Source organism: Brevibacterium sp. UBA7493 (assembly GCF_002479565.1).
In the GTDB taxonomy this organism is placed as follows: Bacteria; Actinomycetota; Actinomycetes; order Actinomycetales; family Brevibacteriaceae; genus Brevibacterium; species Brevibacterium luteolum.
The window spans coordinates 1-17,051 of record NZ_DLOD01000023.1 but is presented as its reverse complement, the minus strand read 5'-3'; the positions used below and the strand labels follow the sequence as shown (position 1 = coordinate 17,051).

At 65.6% G+C, this 17,051-nt stretch carries 11 protein-coding genes and 1 pseudogene; 10 read left to right on the top strand and 2 right to left on the bottom strand.

Annotated elements, in window-relative coordinates; genetic code table 11:
* The 3 genes from B4E96_RS13155 to B4E96_RS13145 all read left to right on the top strand — a co-directional run.
* The coding region (locus B4E96_RS13155) for a DNA-directed RNA polymerase subunit beta (RefSeq protein WP_286957960.1) at positions 1–2,428 on the top strand (2,428 nt) is incomplete at its 5' end.
* Between the two features lie 98 nt (positions 2,429–2,526).
* Positions 2,527–6,399 (top strand): DNA-directed RNA polymerase subunit beta', encoded by a 3,873-nt coding sequence (locus B4E96_RS13150; RefSeq protein ID WP_102161464.1) that lies wholly within the window; start codon positions 2,527–2,529, stop codon positions 6,397–6,399.
* A 531-nt stretch (positions 6,400–6,930) separates the two neighbouring features.
* Entirely contained in the window at positions 6,931–7,659 is a 729-nt protein-coding gene (locus tag B4E96_RS13145; protein WP_286957958.1) for a hypothetical protein, read from the top strand.
* Here B4E96_RS13145 and B4E96_RS13140 read toward each other — a convergent pair.
* Both B4E96_RS13140 and B4E96_RS13135 read right to left on the bottom strand, forming a co-directional pair.
* Positions 7,607–8,632 (bottom strand): 6-phosphofructokinase, encoded by a 1,026-nt coding sequence (locus B4E96_RS13140; protein WP_217007013.1) that lies wholly within the window; start codon positions 8,630–8,632, stop codon positions 7,607–7,609. The genes B4E96_RS13145 and B4E96_RS13140 overlap by 53 nt on opposite strands.
* Positions 8,633–8,688: 56 nt before the next feature.
* Positions 8,689–9,372 (bottom strand): DUF1707 SHOCT-like domain-containing protein, encoded by a 684-nt coding sequence (locus B4E96_RS13135; protein ID WP_102161470.1) that lies wholly within the window; start codon positions 9,370–9,372, stop codon positions 8,689–8,691.
* 496 nt (positions 9,373–9,868) lie between these two features.
* Between B4E96_RS13135 and rpsL the strand changes: the two genes are divergently transcribed.
* The 7 genes and pseudogenes from rpsL to B4E96_RS13100 all read left to right on the top strand — a co-directional run.
* Positions 9,869–10,243 carry a 30S ribosomal protein S12 gene (gene rpsL, locus B4E96_RS13130; protein WP_102161472.1) on the top strand — a complete coding sequence of 125 codons (375 nt, stop codon included), beginning with the start codon at positions 9,869–9,871 and terminating at the stop codon, positions 10,241–10,243.
* Entirely contained in the window at positions 10,243–10,713 is a 471-nt protein-coding gene (gene rpsG, locus B4E96_RS13125; RefSeq protein ID WP_102161474.1) for a 30S ribosomal protein S7, read from the top strand. Before rpsL ends, rpsG begins: the two co-directional genes overlap by 1 nt.
* Positions 10,714–10,785: 72 nt before the next feature.
* Positions 10,786–12,891: an elongation factor G gene (fusA, locus tag B4E96_RS13120; protein WP_102161476.1), complete on the top strand. Its 2,106-nt coding sequence runs from the start codon at positions 10,786–10,788 to the stop codon at positions 12,889–12,891.
* 99 nt (positions 12,892–12,990) lie between these two features.
* On the top strand, positions 12,991–14,199 hold the full coding sequence (gene tuf / locus B4E96_RS13115; protein WP_102161478.1) for an elongation factor Tu: 1,209 nt from the start codon (positions 12,991–12,993) through the stop codon (positions 14,197–14,199).
* Positions 14,200–14,452: 253 nt separating this feature from the next.
* Positions 14,453–15,760 (top strand): extracellular solute-binding protein, encoded by a 1,308-nt coding sequence (locus tag B4E96_RS13110; RefSeq protein ID WP_286957956.1) that lies wholly within the window; start codon positions 14,453–14,455, stop codon positions 15,758–15,760.
* The gene (locus tag B4E96_RS13105; protein ID WP_406891821.1) at positions 15,757–16,743 is read left to right on the top strand and encodes a carbohydrate ABC transporter permease; all 987 of its coding nucleotides are present in this window, start codon (positions 15,757–15,759) and stop codon (positions 16,741–16,743) included. Before B4E96_RS13110 ends, B4E96_RS13105 begins: the two co-directional genes overlap by 4 nt.
* Positions 16,744–16,746: 3 nt before the next feature.
* A pseudogene (locus B4E96_RS13100) lies at positions 16,747–17,051 on the top strand (carbohydrate ABC transporter permease); the annotation flags it as partial.

Here is a 17,051-nt window from a genome sequence, read left to right as displayed (position 1 = left end):
CATCGACCACTTCGGCAACCGCCGCATCCGTGCGGTCGGCGAGCTCATCGAAAGCCAGGTGCGCACCGGCCTGTCGCGCATGGAGCGCGTCGTGCGTGAGCGCATGACGACTCAGGACGTCGAGGCGATCACTCCGCAGTCGCTCATCAACATCCGCCCGGTCGTCGCTGCGATCAAGGAGTTCTTCGGAACCTCCCAGCTCTCGCAGTTCATGGACCAGAACAACCCGCTGGCCGGCCTGACCCACAAGCGCCGCCTCTCGGCACTGGGACCCGGCGGTCTGTCGCGCGACCGCGCCGGCATGGAAGTCCGCGATGTCCACCCGTCGCACTACGGCCGCATGTGCCCGATCGAGACGCCGGAAGGCCCGAACATCGGCCTCATCGGTTCGCTGGCCTCCTACGGCCGGATCAACCCGTTCGGCTTCATCGAGACCCCGTACCGCAAGGTCGAGAACGGTGTCGTCACCGACAAGGTCGAGTACCTCACCGCCGATGATGAGCTCGAGTTCGACATCGCGCAGGCCAACGCCCCGCTGACCGAGGACAACGAGTTCGCTGAGGAGTTCGTCCTCTGCCGTCCGGCCGGCGGCTCGGGTGAGGCCGAGCTGCTGCCGGTCGACGAGGTCGACTACATGGACGTCTCGGCACGCCAGATGGTCTCGGTGGCCACCGCGCTCATCCCGTTCCTCGAGCACGACGACGCCAACCGCGCCCTCATGGGTGCGAACATGCAGCGTCAGGCTGTGCCGCTCGTGCGCAGCGAGTCGCCGCTGGTCGGCACCGGCATGGAGTACCGCTCCGCCGTCGACGCCGGCGACGTCATCCTCGCCGAGCAGTCCGGTGTCGTCACCGACGTGTGCGCCGACTACGTGACCGTCATGAACGACGACGGCACGACCATGACGTACAAGGCCGAGAAGTTCCGCCGCTCCAACCACGGCACCTCCTACAACCAGCGCATCCTCGTCAACGTGGGAGACCGCGTGGAGGCCGGTGCCGTGCTCGCCGACGGACCCTCGACCCAGGACGGCGAGATGGCCCTGGGCAAGAACCTGCTCGTGGCATTCATGTCGTGGGAGGGCTACAACTACGAGGACGCCATCATCCTGTCCCAGCGCATGGTGCAGGACGACGTGCTCTCCTCGATCCACATCGAAGAGCACGAAGTCGACGCCCGTGACACCAAGCTCGGTGCCGAGGAGATCACCCGGGACATCCCGAACATCTCCCCGGACGCGCTGGCCGATCTCGACGACCGCGGCATCATCCGCATCGGCGCCGAGGTCACCGACGGCGATATCCTCGTCGGCAAGGTCACCCCGAAGGGTGAGACCGAGCTGACCCCCGAGGAGCGCCTGCTGCGCGCGATCTTCGGTGAGAAGTCCCGCGAAGTCCGCGACACCTCGCTCAAGGTCCCGCACGGCGAGTCCGGCACCGTCATCGGCGTCAAGGTCTTCGACCGTGACGAAGACGACGAGCTCTCGCCCGGCGTCAACCAGCTGGTGCGCGTCTACGTCGCCCAGCGCCGCAAGATCACCATCGGTGACAAGATGGCCGGCCGCCACGGCAACAAGGGCGTCATCTCGACGATCCTGCCGGTCGAGGACATGCCGTTCCTCGAAGACGGCACCCCCGTCGACGTCATCCTCAACCCGCACGGCGTGCCGCGTCGTATGAACATCGGACAGGTGTTCGAGGTTCACCTCGGCTGGATCGCCAAGCAGGGCTGGAAGATCGAAGGCAACCCCGAGTGGGCCACCGAACTCCTCGATCACGGCTTCGCCGCCGAGGTGGAGGCCGGCACCAACGTCGCCACCCCGGTGTTCGACGGTGCGCACGAAGAGGAGCTGCGCGGACTGCTCGAGGCCACCCACCCGAACCGCGACGGCGACCGCCTCGTCGACACCTCGGGCAAGGCGCGCCTGTTCGACGGCCGTTCCGGCGAGCCGTTCCCGTACCCGATCTCGGTCGGCTACATGTACCTGCTCAAGCTGCACCACCTGGTCGACGACAAGATCCACGCGCGTTCGACCGGACCGTACTCGATGATCACCCAGCAGCCGCTGGGCGGTAAGGCGCAGTTCGGCGGTCAGCGCTTCGGTGAGATGGAGGTGTGGGCGCTGGAGGCATACGGTGCCGCCTACACCCTGCAGGAGCTGCTGACGATCAAGTCCGATGACATCCCCGGCCGCGTCAAGGTCTACGAGGCGATCGTCAAGGGCGACAACCTGCCGAATCCGGGAATCCCGGAATCGTTCAAGGTGCTCATCAAGGAGATGCAGTCGCTGTGCCTCGACGTCGAGGTGCTGTCCTCGGACGGCATGCACGTCGAGATGCGCGACTCCGATGATGAGGTGTTCCGTGCAGCCGAAGAGCTCGGCATCAACCTGTCGCGTCACGAAGCACAGACCGTCGAAGAAGTCTGATCGCCCCTGCCGGCCCGCACGCGGGCCGGCAGGCACAAGCCTGAGTATTCGAGAATTTCGACAGCTGTCCGTCAGCTGTCAAGAGAAAGAGGATTTACGTGCCTGACGTCAATTTCTTTGATGAGCTGCGCATCGGCCTGGCCACCGCTGATGACATCCGCCGCTGGTCCCACGGTGAGGTCAAGAAGCCCGAGACGATCAACTACCGCACCCTCAAGCCGGAGAAGGACGGTCTGTTCTGCGAGAAGATCTTCGGACCGACTCGCGACTGGGAGTGCTACTGCGGCAAGTACAAGCGCGTGCGCTTCAAGGGCATCATCTGCGAGCGCTGCGGTGTCGAGGTCACCCGCGCCAAGGTCCGCCGTGAGCGCATGGGCCACATCGAGCTCGCCGCCCCGGTCACCCACATCTGGTACTTCAAGGGCGTGCCCTCCCGACTGGGCTACCTGCTCGACCTGGCGCCGAAGGACCTGGAGAAGGTCATCTACTTCGCCGCCTACATGATCACCTCCGTTGACGAGGAGTCCCGCCACCGGGATCTGCCGACCCTGCAGAACCAGATCGACGTCGAGAAGAAGCGCATCGGCGACCGCCGTGACGCCGACCTCGACCGCCGGTCGAAGAAGCTCGAAGAGGACCTCGCCGAACTCGAGTCCGAGGGTGCCACTGCAGCTGCGAAGAACAAGCTGCGCACCCAGGCCGAGAAGGAGATGAACAACCTCCGCAAGAACGCCGATCGCGAGATCGACCGCATCGAGCAGGTGTGGGAGCGCTTCAAGGGCCTCAAGGTCTCCGACCTCGAAGGCGATGAGAGCCTCTACCGTGACATGGTCGCCCGGTTCGGCATCTACTTCACCGGTGCGATGGGCGCTGAGGCGATCCAGAAGCGCCTGCAGGACTTCGACCTCGAAGGCGAGTCCGATAAGCTGCGCGAGCTGATCAAGACCGGCAAGGGACAGCGCAAGACCCGTGCGCTCAAGCGCCTCAAGGTCGTCAACGCCTTCCTGTCGACCGACAACAGTCCTGAGGGCATGGTGCTCGATGCGATTCCGGTGATCCCGCCGGAGCTGCGTCCGATGGTCCAGCTCGACGGTGGCCGCTTCGCCACCTCGGACCTCAACGACCTGTACCGTCGCGTCATCAACCGCAACAACCGCCTCAAGCGCCTCCTCGACCTGGGTGCGCCTGAGATCATCGTGAACAACGAGAAGCGGATGCTGCAGGAAGCCGTCGACTCGCTGTTCGACAACGGCCGCCGCGGCCGTCCGGTCACCGGACCGGGCAACCGCCCGCTCAAGTCGCTGTCGGACATGCTCAAGGGCAAGCAGGGCCGGTTCCGCCAGAACCTGCTCGGCAAGCGCGTCGACTACTCCGGCCGTTCGGTCATCGTCGTCGGCCCGACCCTGAACCTGCACGAGTGCGGTCTGCCCAAGACCATGGCGCTCGAGCTGTTCAAGCCCTTCGTCATGAAGCGGCTCGTCGACCTCAACCACGCGCAGAACATCAAGTCCGCCAAGCGCATGGTCGAGCGCCAGCACGCCCAGGTGTGGGACGTCCTCGAAGAGGTCATCTCCGAGCACCCGGTGCTGCTCAACCGCGCACCGACCCTGCACCGCCTCGGCATCCAGGCCTTCGAGCCGCTGCTCGTCGAGGGCAAGGCCATCCAGATCCACCCGCTCGTCTGCTCGGCGTTCAACGCCGACTTCGACGGTGACCAGATGGCTGTGCACCTGCCGCTGAGCGCTGAGGCCCAGGCTGAGGCCCGCATCCTCATGCTCTCGGCGAACAACATCCTCAAGCCCTCGGACGGCAAGCCCGTCACGATGCCGTCGCAGGACATGATCATCGGCCTGTACCACCTCACCAGCGAGCGCTCCGGCTCGGAGGGCGAGGGACGCGAGTTCGCCTCCATCGCCGAGGCGATCATGGCCTTCGACCGCGATGAGCTCAACCTCGGTGCGAAGATCAAGCTGCGGATCGACGATATCGTGCCCTCGCGCACGATGGAGATGCCCGAGGGCTGGGAGCCGGGTCAGCCGGCGATCGTCGAGACGACGCTCGGCCGCGCCCTGTTCAACGAGACGCTGCCGGCGGACTACCAGTACGTCAATTCGACGGTGGACAAGAAGGCGCTGTCGAAGATCGTCAACCGCCTGGCCGACCTGTACCCGAAGGTCGAGGTCGCCCACACGCTCGACCAGTTCAAGTCCGAGGGCTTCTACTGGGCCACCCACTCGGGCCTGACCGTCGCGATGTCCGACATCGTCTCCCCGGAGTCGAAAGCCGGCATGCTCGACGAGGCCGAGGAGCAGGCGTCCCGCGTGCAGGAGCAGTACGACTTCGGTGCGCTCACCGACGATGAGCGCCGCAGCGAGCTCGTCAAGATCTGGTCGGACACCTCCGACCAGGTTGCCGAGGCGATGCAGAAGAACTTCCCTGAGGAGAACTCCGTCGTCCGCCTCGTCAACTCCGGCGCATCGGGCAACTGGACCCAGGTCCGTCAGCTGGCCGGTATGCGCGGCCTGGTGACGAACCCGAAGGGTGAGATCATCCCGCGTCCGATCAAGTCGAACTACCGCGAGGGCCTGTCCGTCCTCGAGTACTTCATCGCCAGCCACGGCGCCCGTAAGGGCCTGGCCGACACCGCTCTGCGTACGGCAGACTCCGGCTACCTGACCCGTCGTCTCGTCGACGTGTCGCAGGATGTCATCATCCGCTCGGAGTCGACCGATTCGCCCAAGGGCATCACGCTGCCGGTCGCGCAGCGCGGCGTCAACGGCGAACTGGAGCCGCACGAGTTCGCTGAGACCAGCGTCTACGGCCGCCTGACCGTCTCGGACATCACCGACGCTGACGGCAACGTCATCGTCCCGGCCAAGACGGACGTCGGCCCCGACGTCGTCGACACCCTCGTCGCCGCCGGCATCGAGGAGATCAAGGTCCATTCGGTGCTCACCGCCGATTCGGACGTGCAGATCTCGGCGATGCACTACGGCCGCTCGATGGCCACCGGCAAGCTCGTCGACATCGGCGAGGCGATCGGCACCGTCGCAGCCCAGTCGATCGGTGAGCCGGGCACCCAGCTGACGATGCGCACCTTCCACACCGGTGGTGTCGCCGCCGGCGGCGGAGGCGACATCACGCAGGGTCTGCCGCGTGTCACCGAGCTCTTCGAGGCCCGTACTCCGAAGGGCTTCGCTCCGATCGCCGAGGCAACCGGCAAGGTGAAGATCGACGACAGCCGCAAGACCCGCTACGTCATCGTCACCCCGGACGACGGCTCGGAGGAAATCGAGCACCCGGTCGGCCGCCGTGCGCAGCTGCTCGTCGAGGACGGACAGCGCGTCGAGGCCGGATCGAAGCTCGTCGAGGGCGCCATCGACCCGAAGCAGGTGCTGCGCATCCGCGGTCGCCGGGAAGCCGAGCGCTTCCTCGTCGACGAGGTGCAGAAGGTCTACCGCTCGCAGGGCGTGGGCATCCACGACAAGCACATCGAGGTCATCGTCCGTCAGATGCTCCGGCGGGTCACCGTCATCGAATCCGGCGACACCAACCTGCTGCCCGGTGAGCTGGTCGATCGCGGCCGCTACCAGGAGGAGAACCGCCGTGTCGTCGCCGAAGGCGGCAAGCCGGCTTCGGCCCGTGACGAGCTCATGGGTATTACGAAGGCCTCGCTGGCGACTGAGTCGTGGCTGTCGGCGGCCTCCTTCCAGGAGACCACCCGCGTCCTCACCGAAGCAGCGATGGAGGGCAAGACCGACCCGCTGCTCGGCCTGAAGGAGAACGTCATCCTCGGTAAGCTCATCCCGGCTGGCACCGGTATGCATAAGTACCGCGACATGATCGTCGAGCCGACCGAAGAGGCCCGCCAGGAAATGTTCTCCAACTCCTACAACGACTTCTACCCGTCGCTGGCAGGAGAAGGGGCGGCCATCCCGCTGGAGGACTACGACTTCGGCGCCTTCAGCTGATGATCTGACCGGCAGCCCTCGGCTGCAGGCCTGAACCGCACGGGGCGGGGACAGCACACGCTGTCCCCGCCCCGTCGTCATTCACCCCCCCGGCTGCCCACAGGCAGCCGCTGCTGTGCAAATACCTGTGGACAGAGCGCATCATGCCCGGTCTCACGCGGTTCTGGTCCCCGTTCCCGAGGTGTGAGTCGTCGTTGCGCGTTCCGGCGGGCTACGTGTCGGTAACCGGCCTGCATGCCCAGCGTGATGGGGGAGAGAGGGCGGCGCGACGATCGCGTAACGGAGTCCGAGTAACCTCCTGCACATCTGTGGACATACCTGTGGACAGATCACGGAGTTTCCACAGACCGCGGCTGCCTCTGGTCATCGTGGGCCGTGGGCAGCAGGGTGACGGCATGGATACGACAACACTGCGCCGCCGGGAGCCGACAGCGATCACGCACACTGCAGCAGCTGTGCTGCCCGAGCCCCTCCCTCCCCTGGCACCCTCGGACGTCATCTCCACATGAGACCGCCGCACGTCTGCACGGCATGCCTGTCCTCGGTGCCACAGGCGAGACGCCGCTGCACGTCTCGCATCCGCGCAGGGGAGCAGAATCGGCAATGCTGCGTCGCTGGCGGAATCCTGTGCTGCCGTGCGATCGCCTCACGATCGGCGATCTCCAGATCACCAGCCCGGCCCGCACGGTCATCGACCTGGCCCGCGACGTCGGCGTCATCGCCGGCGTGCTGGCTGCCGACCACCTGCTGCGCGGGGCGCACGACCAGGAGCACGCCCGGCGAGAGCTGCACACCGTGGCTGATTCGCAGCAGCGCCGCAACCGTTTCGCCCAGGTTCGGATGGTGCTCCACGCCGCCACCGGCGAGGCGGTGATACCGGCTGAATCGGTGCTGCTCGCCGTGCTGTGCGGGCTCGGATTCACCGGCTTCCGGCAGCACGTCGTGTTGCCGGGGGCCGAGGAGCCGGCCGCGGGAGCGGCAGTGTCGTTCCTCTTTCCCCGCCTGCGTATCGTCGTCGACGTCAGCCGGACAGGGGAGAGCATGCAGGTGCTCGAATCCGCCTATGAGTCGATCAGCGCACTCGGCTACGAGGTCGTGGCGTTCGATGCGCAGGAGCTGTTGGCGCTGGCATCAGATCCCGCGACAGCCGGCCAGCTGCAGGATCGGGTGGCGGCGCGACTGGCGCCCACCCTGCTGGCTGACGAGTTCAACCGAGCAGGACCTGGACTTCATCCCACCTGTGCTGTGGGACGAACTTGAGCCGGTCGACGGCCTCGGCCATCGGCACCCGGATGATGTCGGTGCCCGTCAGGCTTGCCATCTGACCCCAGCCGGCGTCGTGGCACAGGTCGACGGCGGCCATTCCGAGCCGGGTGGCGAGCACCCGGTCGTAGGCCGTCGGGGAGCCGCCGCGCTGCAAGTGGCCGAGCGTCACCGCGCGGGTCTCCAAGCCGGTGCGCTCTTCGATGATCGGGGCGAGGTGGTTGCCGATGCCGCCCAGGCGCACCCGGCCGTGCTTGTCGAGACCGGCCTCCGAGACCTGGTCGTCGAGATCCTCGGGCACGAAGCCCTCGGCGACGACGACGAGCGGGGCGCGTCCGCGATCCCAGGCCGAGCGAACCCATTCGCAGATCTGCTCGTAGCCGACCGGGAACTCCGGGATGAGGATGGCATGGGCGCCACCGGCCATGCCCGACTGCAATGCGATCCAGCCGACGTTGCGTCCCATGACCTCGAGCACCATGCAGCGGTGGTGGCTTTCGGCTGTCGTGCGCAGTCGGTCGATCGCCTCGGTGGCGATCTCCTGTGCGGTGTCGAACCCGAAGGTGTAGTCGGTGTTGTCGAGGTCGTTGTCAATCGTCTTCGGCACGCCGACGACCGGCAGCCCCTCGTCATCTGCCAGCCGCGAGGCGCCGGCCAGCGTGCCCTCACCGCCGATCGCGATGACGGCGTCGATGCCGCGCTCGGCCATCACTTCGCGCATCCGCTCCGGCCCTCCGCCTGAGTACGGGTGCGTGCGGGAGGTTCCGAGGATAGTGCCGCCGCGGGCGCCGATGCCGCGGACGTCGACCATGTGCAGCGGATGGATGTCGTCTTCCAGCAGCCCGCGCCAGCCGTCGCGGATCGCGGAGAAGCTGTAACCGTACTGGCGGATGCCCTTGCGCACGGCCCCGCGGATGACCGCGTTGAGACCGGGGCAGTCGCCGCCGGAGGTCAGAATGCCGATGTTCACTGAGAGTCCTCTCGGGTCGGTGTCAGGTTCGGGATGAGATCAGATACCGGGGCCGCTCAGCGGTTTTCGGGAGTCCAGTTCGGGTCGAGCTTGACGTCGTGGCCGGCCATGAGGTTGAAGCCGTCGAGGATGAGGGTGCCGTTGGAGCCGTCGCCCTGGGCGTTGCGGGCGATGTCGTTGCCGGCGAGGAAGTTGACCGTGTTGTCGATGATCCTGACCCCGCCCGGCACGTAGATGTCATGCCCGGCCATGACCGAGATGTTCGTCAGCTTGAGCTCGACGCCGGGACCCATCACCTCGTGCAGGTAGATCTCGCTGCCGCCCATGAGCGCATACGTCTCGACCTTGGAGGTGCCGGCGACGATCGTCTTCGCTGAGCCACCGAGCACCGCGACGTCGTACACGGGCTTGCCGGTACCGGGCTTGGCCGGCGGGATGTGCTTGCGGCGGTGCGCCACCGCCGTGCCCGAGGCAGAGGGCCCGGGATCGATTCCGGCCTCGGCGCGCAGCCGGGCGACGAGCTCATCGCCTTCGGGCAGATCGTCGATGAGCTCGGGGAGCTCAGCGAGGAACTTCGTTGCCATCGTCGCCTCCTGCCGCTCATCGAGCTCCGTGGGGTCGAGCCGGCCGGAGGCGTGGGCGGAGGAGAGGACGTCGAGGACGGCGTCGCGGTCCTGATCACTGGCGCGCAGCTTGCGGGGCCGGTCGCTGTCGCCGGCGCGGGGTACGAGGTCGGACATGTGCCCAGCATAGCCAAGCCCGGCGAACGGAACGTGACCTGCGCGTAACGCCGGCGGCTGCGGTGTCTGTGGCGCAGCCCACTGCCTCTCCGGAAGTGGAATCCCCGCGCGGAACCTGGCGTTGAGGTCGTTTTGACCGGCGGCGCCGCCACCGTCTAGGCTGTACTGTGACTGATTGTGATCAGATCGTGTCCGCATGCGCGCACGAGGCTGTGTCACCCGCTCCGCACCGGGTGACGAGGAGCAGCCGCGGGCGGTGTCATGCAGGCCGCAAGGCCCCATCGGTTCTCTGACTGGCTGTTTCGGCAGCTCGACAAGGGCGCCCTGCCATCATGGCACATCCGGTTCGGGATGCAGCGGGGACTCGCGGGGGACTGGGGACGGGCAGGCAGCTTCACCCGCTCCCAGCAGGACATGTCCGAGGGTGCGGACGGCACAGCAGGCGCTGTGATCGCCATCGGACTTAGGTATATCGAGAAGCATCGGAGAATATTCAGTGCCTACAATCCAGCAGCTGGTCCGCAAGGGCCGGCACGACAAGGCCGCGAAGAACGCGACGCCTGCCCTCAAGGGCAGCCCGCAGCGCCGCGGCGTGTGCACGCGTGTGTACACCACCACTCCCAAGAAGCCGAACTCGGCACTGCGCAAGGTCGCACGTGTCAAGCTCTCCAGCCAGATCGAGGTGACCGCCTACATTCCGGGCGAGGGCCACAACCTGCAGGAGCACTCGATCGTGCTGGTCCGCGGAGGCCGCGTCAAGGACCTCCCCGGCGTGCGCTACAAGATCGTGCGCGGATCGCTCGACACCCAGGGTGTCAAGGGCCGCCAGCAGGCACGCAGCCGTTACGGAGCCAAGAGGGAGAAGAAGTAATGCCACGTAAGGGTCCCGCCCCCAAGCGACCGGTCGGCATCGACCCGGTCTACCACTCGCCGCTGGTCACCCAGCTCATCAACAAGGTGCTCCTCGACGGCAAGCGCTCCACCGCTGAGCGCATCGTCTACGGCGCCCTCGAAGCCGCCGCTGAGAAGGCCAACACCGACGCGGTTTCGCTGCTCAAGAAGGCCCTGGACAACATCCGCCCGGCGCTCGAGGTCCGCTCGCGCCGTGTCGGCGGTGCGACCTACCAGGTGCCGGTCGAGGTGCGTGCAGCGCGCTCGACCACCCTCGCTCTGCGGTGGCTCGTCGGCTTCGCCCGGCAGCGTCGTGAAAAGACCATGACCGATCGCCTCCAGAACGAGATCCTGGATGCGAGCAACGGTCTGGGCGCCGCTGTGAAGCGCCGCGAGGACATGCACAAGATGGCCGAGTCCAACAAGGCCTTCGCCCACTACCGCTGGTAAGCGACGCTGGGCCGGACCGGTGCGATCTGGTCCGGCCAGCTGTCCAACTCAACGAGACGGAAGAGAGACACCGTGGCACTCGACGTGCTGACTGACCTCAAGAAGGTCCGCAACATCGGCATCATGGCTCACATCGATGCCGGTAAGACCACTACCACCGAACGCATCCTGTTCTACACCGGTGTGAACTACAAGCTCGGCGAGACCCACGACGGCGCCTCGACGATGGACTGGATGGAGCAGGAGCAGGAGCGCGGCATCACGATCACCTCGGCTGCCACCACCTGCTACTGGGAAGACAACCAGATCAACATCATCGACACCCCGGGCCACGTCGACTTCACCGTCGAGGTGGAGCGCTCGCTGCGCGTGCTCGACGGTGCCGTTGCCGTGTTCGACGGCAAGGAAGGCGTTGAGCCGCAGTCTGAGACCGTGTGGCGTCAGGCTGACAAGTACGACGTTCCGCGCGTGTGCTTCGTCAACAAGATGGACAAGCTCGGTGCCGACTTCGACTTCACCGTCAAGACCATCCGTGAGCGCCTCGGCGCCAAGCCGCTGGTCATCCAGCTGCCGATCGGTGCTGAGTCCGACTTCCGTGCTGTCATCGACCTCGTTGAGATGAAGGCCTGGGAATGGCCCGACGAGTCGAAGATGGGCCAGGACATGGTCGAGATCGAGATCCCCGAGGAGCTCAAGGCACGCGCCGAGGAGATGCGCGCCAACCTCATGGAGGATGTCGCTGAGGCCAGCGAAGAGCTCATGGACAGGTACCTCGAAGAGGGCGAGCTCACCATCGACGAGCTCAAGGCCGGCATCCGCCAGCTGACCATCTCCTCTGAGGCGTTCCCGGTGATGTGCGGTTCGGCGTTCAAGAACAAGGGCATCCAGCTCGTGCTCAACGCCGTCATCGACTACCTCCCGAGCCCGCTCGACGTCCCGGCTGTCGAAGGCTATGCCCCCGGTAAGGAGGACGAGGTCGTCACCCGCGAACCGCGCAAGGACGGACCGTTCGCCGGTCTGGCCTTCAAGGTCGCCAGCCACCCGTTCTTCGGAACGCTGACCTACGTCCGCGTGTACTCCGGAACCGTGAAGTCGGGTGAGCAGGTGCTCAACACGACCAGCGGCAAGAAGGAGCGCGTCGGCAAGATGTTCCAGATGCACTCGAACAAGGAGAACCCTGTCGAGGAAGCAGTCGCCGGACACATCTACGCCTTCATCGGCCTCAAGGAGACCACCACCGGCGACACCCTGTGCGACCCGCAGCAGCCGGTCGTGCTCGAGTCGATGTCCTTCCCGGAGCCCGTCATCTTCGTCTCCATCGAGCCGAAGACCAAGGGCGACCAGGAGAAGCTCTCGACCGCCATCCAGAAGCTGGTCAAGGAGGATCCGACCTTCACCGTCAACCTCAACGAGGAGACGGGCCAGACCGAGATCGGCGGCATGGGCGAGCTGCACCTCGATGTGTTCGTCGACCGTATGAAGCGCGAATTCAAGGTCGAGGCCAACATCGGCAAGCCGCAGGTCGCCTACCGCGAGACCATCCGCCGCAAGGTGGAAAAGGCCGACTACACGCACAAGAAGCAGACTGGCGGTTCCGGCCAGTTCGCCAAGGTGCAGGTCACCATTGAGCCCATGGAGGTCACTGGCGACCAGATCTACGAATTCGAGAATGCCATCACCGGCGGCCGCGTGCCGCGCGAGTACATCCCGAGCGTCGACCAGGGCATCCAGGATGCCATGCAGATGGGCGTGCTGGCCGGCTACCCGCTGGTCGGCATCAAGGCCACCCTTGTGGACGGCCAGTACCACGATGTCGACTCCTCGGAGATGGCGTTCAAGATCGCCGGCTCGATGGTCCTCAAGGAGGCCGTCCAGAAGGCGAGCCCGGCTCTGCTCGAACCGCTCATGGAGGTCGAGGTGCGCACCCCGGAGGAGTACATGGGTGACGTCATCGGCGACCTGAACTCGCGGCGCGGACAGATCCAGTCGATGGAGGATGCCACAGGCGTTAAGGTTGTCCGTGCGCATGTTCCGCTGTCGGAGATGTTCGGCTACATCGGCGACCTGCGGTCGAAGACCCAGGGTCGTGCCATGTACTCGATGCAGTTCCATAGCTATGCGGAGGTCCCGAAGGCTGTCGCCGACGAGATCATCCAGAAGACCCGCGGCGAAGAGTAATCTCGCCCGTTGCTGCTGGCGCCAGCCGGCAGCTGTCAACAACAGAAGAGGCGCGGGACATGGACCGCATGTCCCGAACCAACCACGAGGAGGAACCCAGTGGCAAAGGCTAGTTTCGACAGGACTAAGCCGCACGTCAACATCGGTACCATTGGTCACGTTGACCACGGTAAGACGACTCTGACCGCGGCTATCACGAACGTTCTGGCAAACAAGTACCCGGACCTGAACCAGGCTCAGGCCTTCGACCAGGTCGACAACGCGCCGGAAGAGAAGCAGCGCGGCATCACCATCAACGTCTCGCACGTTGAGTACGAGACCGAGAAGCGTCACTACGCACACGTCGACGCCCCGGGCCACGCTGACTACATCAAGAACATGATCACCGGTGCCGCTCAGATGGACGGCGCGATCCTCGTGATCGCCGCCACCGACGGCATCATGGCGCAGACCCGCGAGCACGTCCTGCTCGCTCGCCAGGTCAACGTTCCGTACCTGCTCGTCGCTCTCAACAAGACCGACGCCGCACTCGCTGAGTACGGCGACGACGCTGATGAGATGCTCGAGCTCGTTGAGATGGAGATCCGCGACCTGCTCGGTTCGCAGGACTTCGACGAGGACGCCCCGATCGTCCGCGTCTCGGCTCTCAAGGCTCTCGAAGGCGACCCGGAGTGGGTCAAGACCGTCGAGGAGCTCATGGACGCCGTCGACGAGAACGTTCCGGAGCCGGAGCGCGACATCGACAAGCCGTTCCTCATGCCTGTCGAGGACGTCTTCACCATCACCGGCCGCGGCACCGTCGTGACCGGTCGTGTGGAGCGCGGCGTGCTGCTGCCGAACGAGGAAATCGAGATCGTCGGCATCAAGCCGCAGTCGCAGAAGACCACCGTCACCGCCATCGAGATGTTCCGCAAGACCCTGCCGGACGCTCGCGCCGGTGAGAACGTCGGCCTCCTGCTCCGCGGCACCAAGCGCGAGGACGTTGAGCGCGGCCAGGTCATCTGCAAGCCGGGCTCGATCACCCCGCACACGAAGTTCAAGGGCCAGGTCTACATCCTGCAGAAGGAAGAGGGCGGACGTCACAACCCGTTCTACTCCAACTACCGCCCGCAGTTCTACTTCCGTACCACCGACGTCACCGGCGTCATCGAGCTGCCGGAAGGCACCGAGATGGTCATGCCGGGCGACAACGTTGAGATGACCGTTGAGCTCATCCAGCCGATCGCTATGGAAGAGGGCCTGCGCTTCGCCATCCGCGAGGGCGGCCGCACCGTCGGTGCCGGCCGTGTCACCGAGATCATCGCCTGATCACTGATCAGCTGATGTGATCGACACACGATCACACTGAAGCCCCGGGAGTCATTCCGACTCCCGGGGCTTCGTGCATCCAGCGCCCTCACCTGGTCTTCTGGTCGGCCCCTCCCACACATTCGCCGATTCTCCGCTAAGGTGAGACCAGAAGTGTGATGTGTCTTGCAGGATCCCTCAATGCACCGCACAGGGCTGCACGGCATCGGCGAGGTTCGCAAGAACCGCGAGACGGAAGGCTGGAGGAGCGCTGATGACGGATCCATCCCGCCGCCGCAGGACCCGGCTGCTGGCCGGAGCGGCGATGGCGACAGCGACGCTCATGGCCCTCAGCGGCTGCGGCACGCAAGAGGACGCGAAGACGCTGACGTGGTACATCGACCCCGACAACGGCGGCAAGGCGGCGATGGCCGAAGCCTGCACCGAGGCCTCCGGGGGTAAATACACGATCCAGACCTCGATGCTGCCCAGCGACGCAGCCGGTCAGCGCGAACAGCTCATCCGAAGGCTCGCCTCCAAAGACAACTCGATCGACATCATGAGCATCGACACCGTCTACGTGCCCGAGTTCGCCAACGCCGACTTCATCGCCCCGGTGCCCGAGGAGTACGTCGACGAATTCACCGACGACGTCGTCGAGGCGGCAGTCGAGTCCTCGATGTGGGAGGACCAGCTCGTCGTCGCCCCCGTCCAGGCCAACACCCAGATCCTGTGGTACCGCAAATCCGTCGCCGAGGCGGCCGGCCTCGACATGTCCAAGCCGGTGACCTGGGATCAGATCATCGAAGCTGCCAAGGACCAGGACAAGGAGATCGGCGCCCAGGGCATCCGCGCCGAATCCCTGACCGTGTGGGTCAACGCGCTGTACGAATCCCAGGGCGAGCCGATCGTCAAGGATCCCGAAGCCGAACCCGAGGACACCGAACTCGGACTCGACTCCCCAGCAGGGGAGAAGGCTGCAGAGATCGTCGACAAGATCGGGTCTGAGGGCCTGGGCGGACCGAACTTCTCCAACCTCGACGAGCAGGGTGCTATGCTGCGCTTCCAAGGGGAGAACGGCGGATTCATGGTCAACTGGCCCTTCGTCTACCCAGCCATGAAGGCCGCCGTCGAGGACGGCAGCCTCGACCAGGAGGTCTTCGACGACGTCGGCTGGGCGCAGTACCCCGCCGTCGAAGAGGGTACGCCGGGAGCCGCACCGCTCGGCGGCGGCAAGCTCGCCGTCGGCGCGTTCTCCGACCACCAGGACGAAGCCTTCGAAGCGATCAGCTGCATCCGCGAGACCCAGAAGCAGTCCGAGTACTACATCACCGACGGACTGCCGCCGGCCACCCGCGCCGCCTTCGACGATCCGAAGGTGCAGGAGGAGGCCCCGTACTCGGATGCGATCCTCGACTCGCTCGAAGTGGCGAAGTCCCGGCCGATCTCGCCGTACTACAACGGCATCACCGGCGGCATCCAGCGATCCTGGCACCCGCCGGCTGACGTCAGCCCCCAGAGCACACCGAAGACCTCAGCCGATCTCATCCTCGAGATCCTGCGTGGAGAGGCGCTGCTGTGACCAACGACGACACACACCTGCTCACGACCTCCAAGACCGAGGTGACGGACTCCGCTCCAGGACAGGGCGCCTCGGCGGCGGGCAAGAAGAAGTCCAAGGCGCACAAGTCCCAGCGAACGAAGGACGAGGCGCGCCTGGGCCTCCTGCTCGCCTGGCCGGCCGGAGCCGTGCTGCTGCTGGTGACCGGCTACCCGATCCTGCAGGCGGTCTACCAGTCCTTCTTCAACAAGCGGCTGACCGACCCGGACAACGCCTACTTCAACTGGGGCCTGAACTACGTCACCGTGCTGACCGACCCGCTGTGGTGGCAGACCCTCGGGTTCACCCTGCTCATCACCGTCTTCACCGTCGCCGTCGAGCTCGTGCTCGGCTTCGCGTTCGCCGTTGTCATGCTCAACGCGCTCAAGGCCGTCCGTGGGCCGATCCGCACGATCATCCTCATCCCCTACGGCATCATCACCGTCGTCGCGGCGTTCTCCTGGAAGTACGCCTTCGACCTGGGCACCGGCTTCGTTGGCACCTGGCTGGGGATGGAGAGCTTCGACTGGTTCGGCAACTTCTGGTCCTCCTTCGCCGTCATCTCCCTGGCAGAGATCTGGAAGACCACCCCGTTCATCTCACTGCTCATGCTCGCCGGCCTCGCCCAGATCCCCGGCGACATGCTCGAAGCAGCCACCGTCGACGGCGCCAGCCGCTGGCAGCGCCTCGTGCGGGTGACCCTGCCGAACATGAAGGCCTCGATCATGGTCGCGCTCATGTTCCGCACCCTTGAGGCCTTCCGCATCTTCGACTCGGTGTTCGTCATGACCGAGGGCGCCAACGGGACGGCCACCGTGTCCTCGCTGGCGTATGACCAGACGATCTCGCAGCTGCAGACCGGCCTCGGTTCGGCAGTGTCCGTGCTGCTGTTCATCGCAGTCGGCCTCATCTGCCTGCTGTTCATCAAGGGCTTCAACGTCAACCTCGGTGCAGGGAAGGAGTAGGACATGGATTCCGGCAAGAAGACACCGCTGGCGACCTTCGGCTGGATCGCCGCCTTCATCCTCATCGGGCTGTGGGCGCTGTTCCCGGTGGTGTGGACCCTGTCGCTGTCGCTCAAGAGCTCAGCTGACATCTCCAACCGTCAGTTCTGGCCTACGGAGATCAGCTGGGAGAACTACGACCTCATCATCAACGGGGCGGCGCGCGACCTGTTCCTGCCGGCGCTGCGCAACTCGATCGCGATCTGCCTCATCGCCACGCTCATCGCCGTCATCCTCTCCACTCTGGCCGCCTACGCGATCGCCCGGCT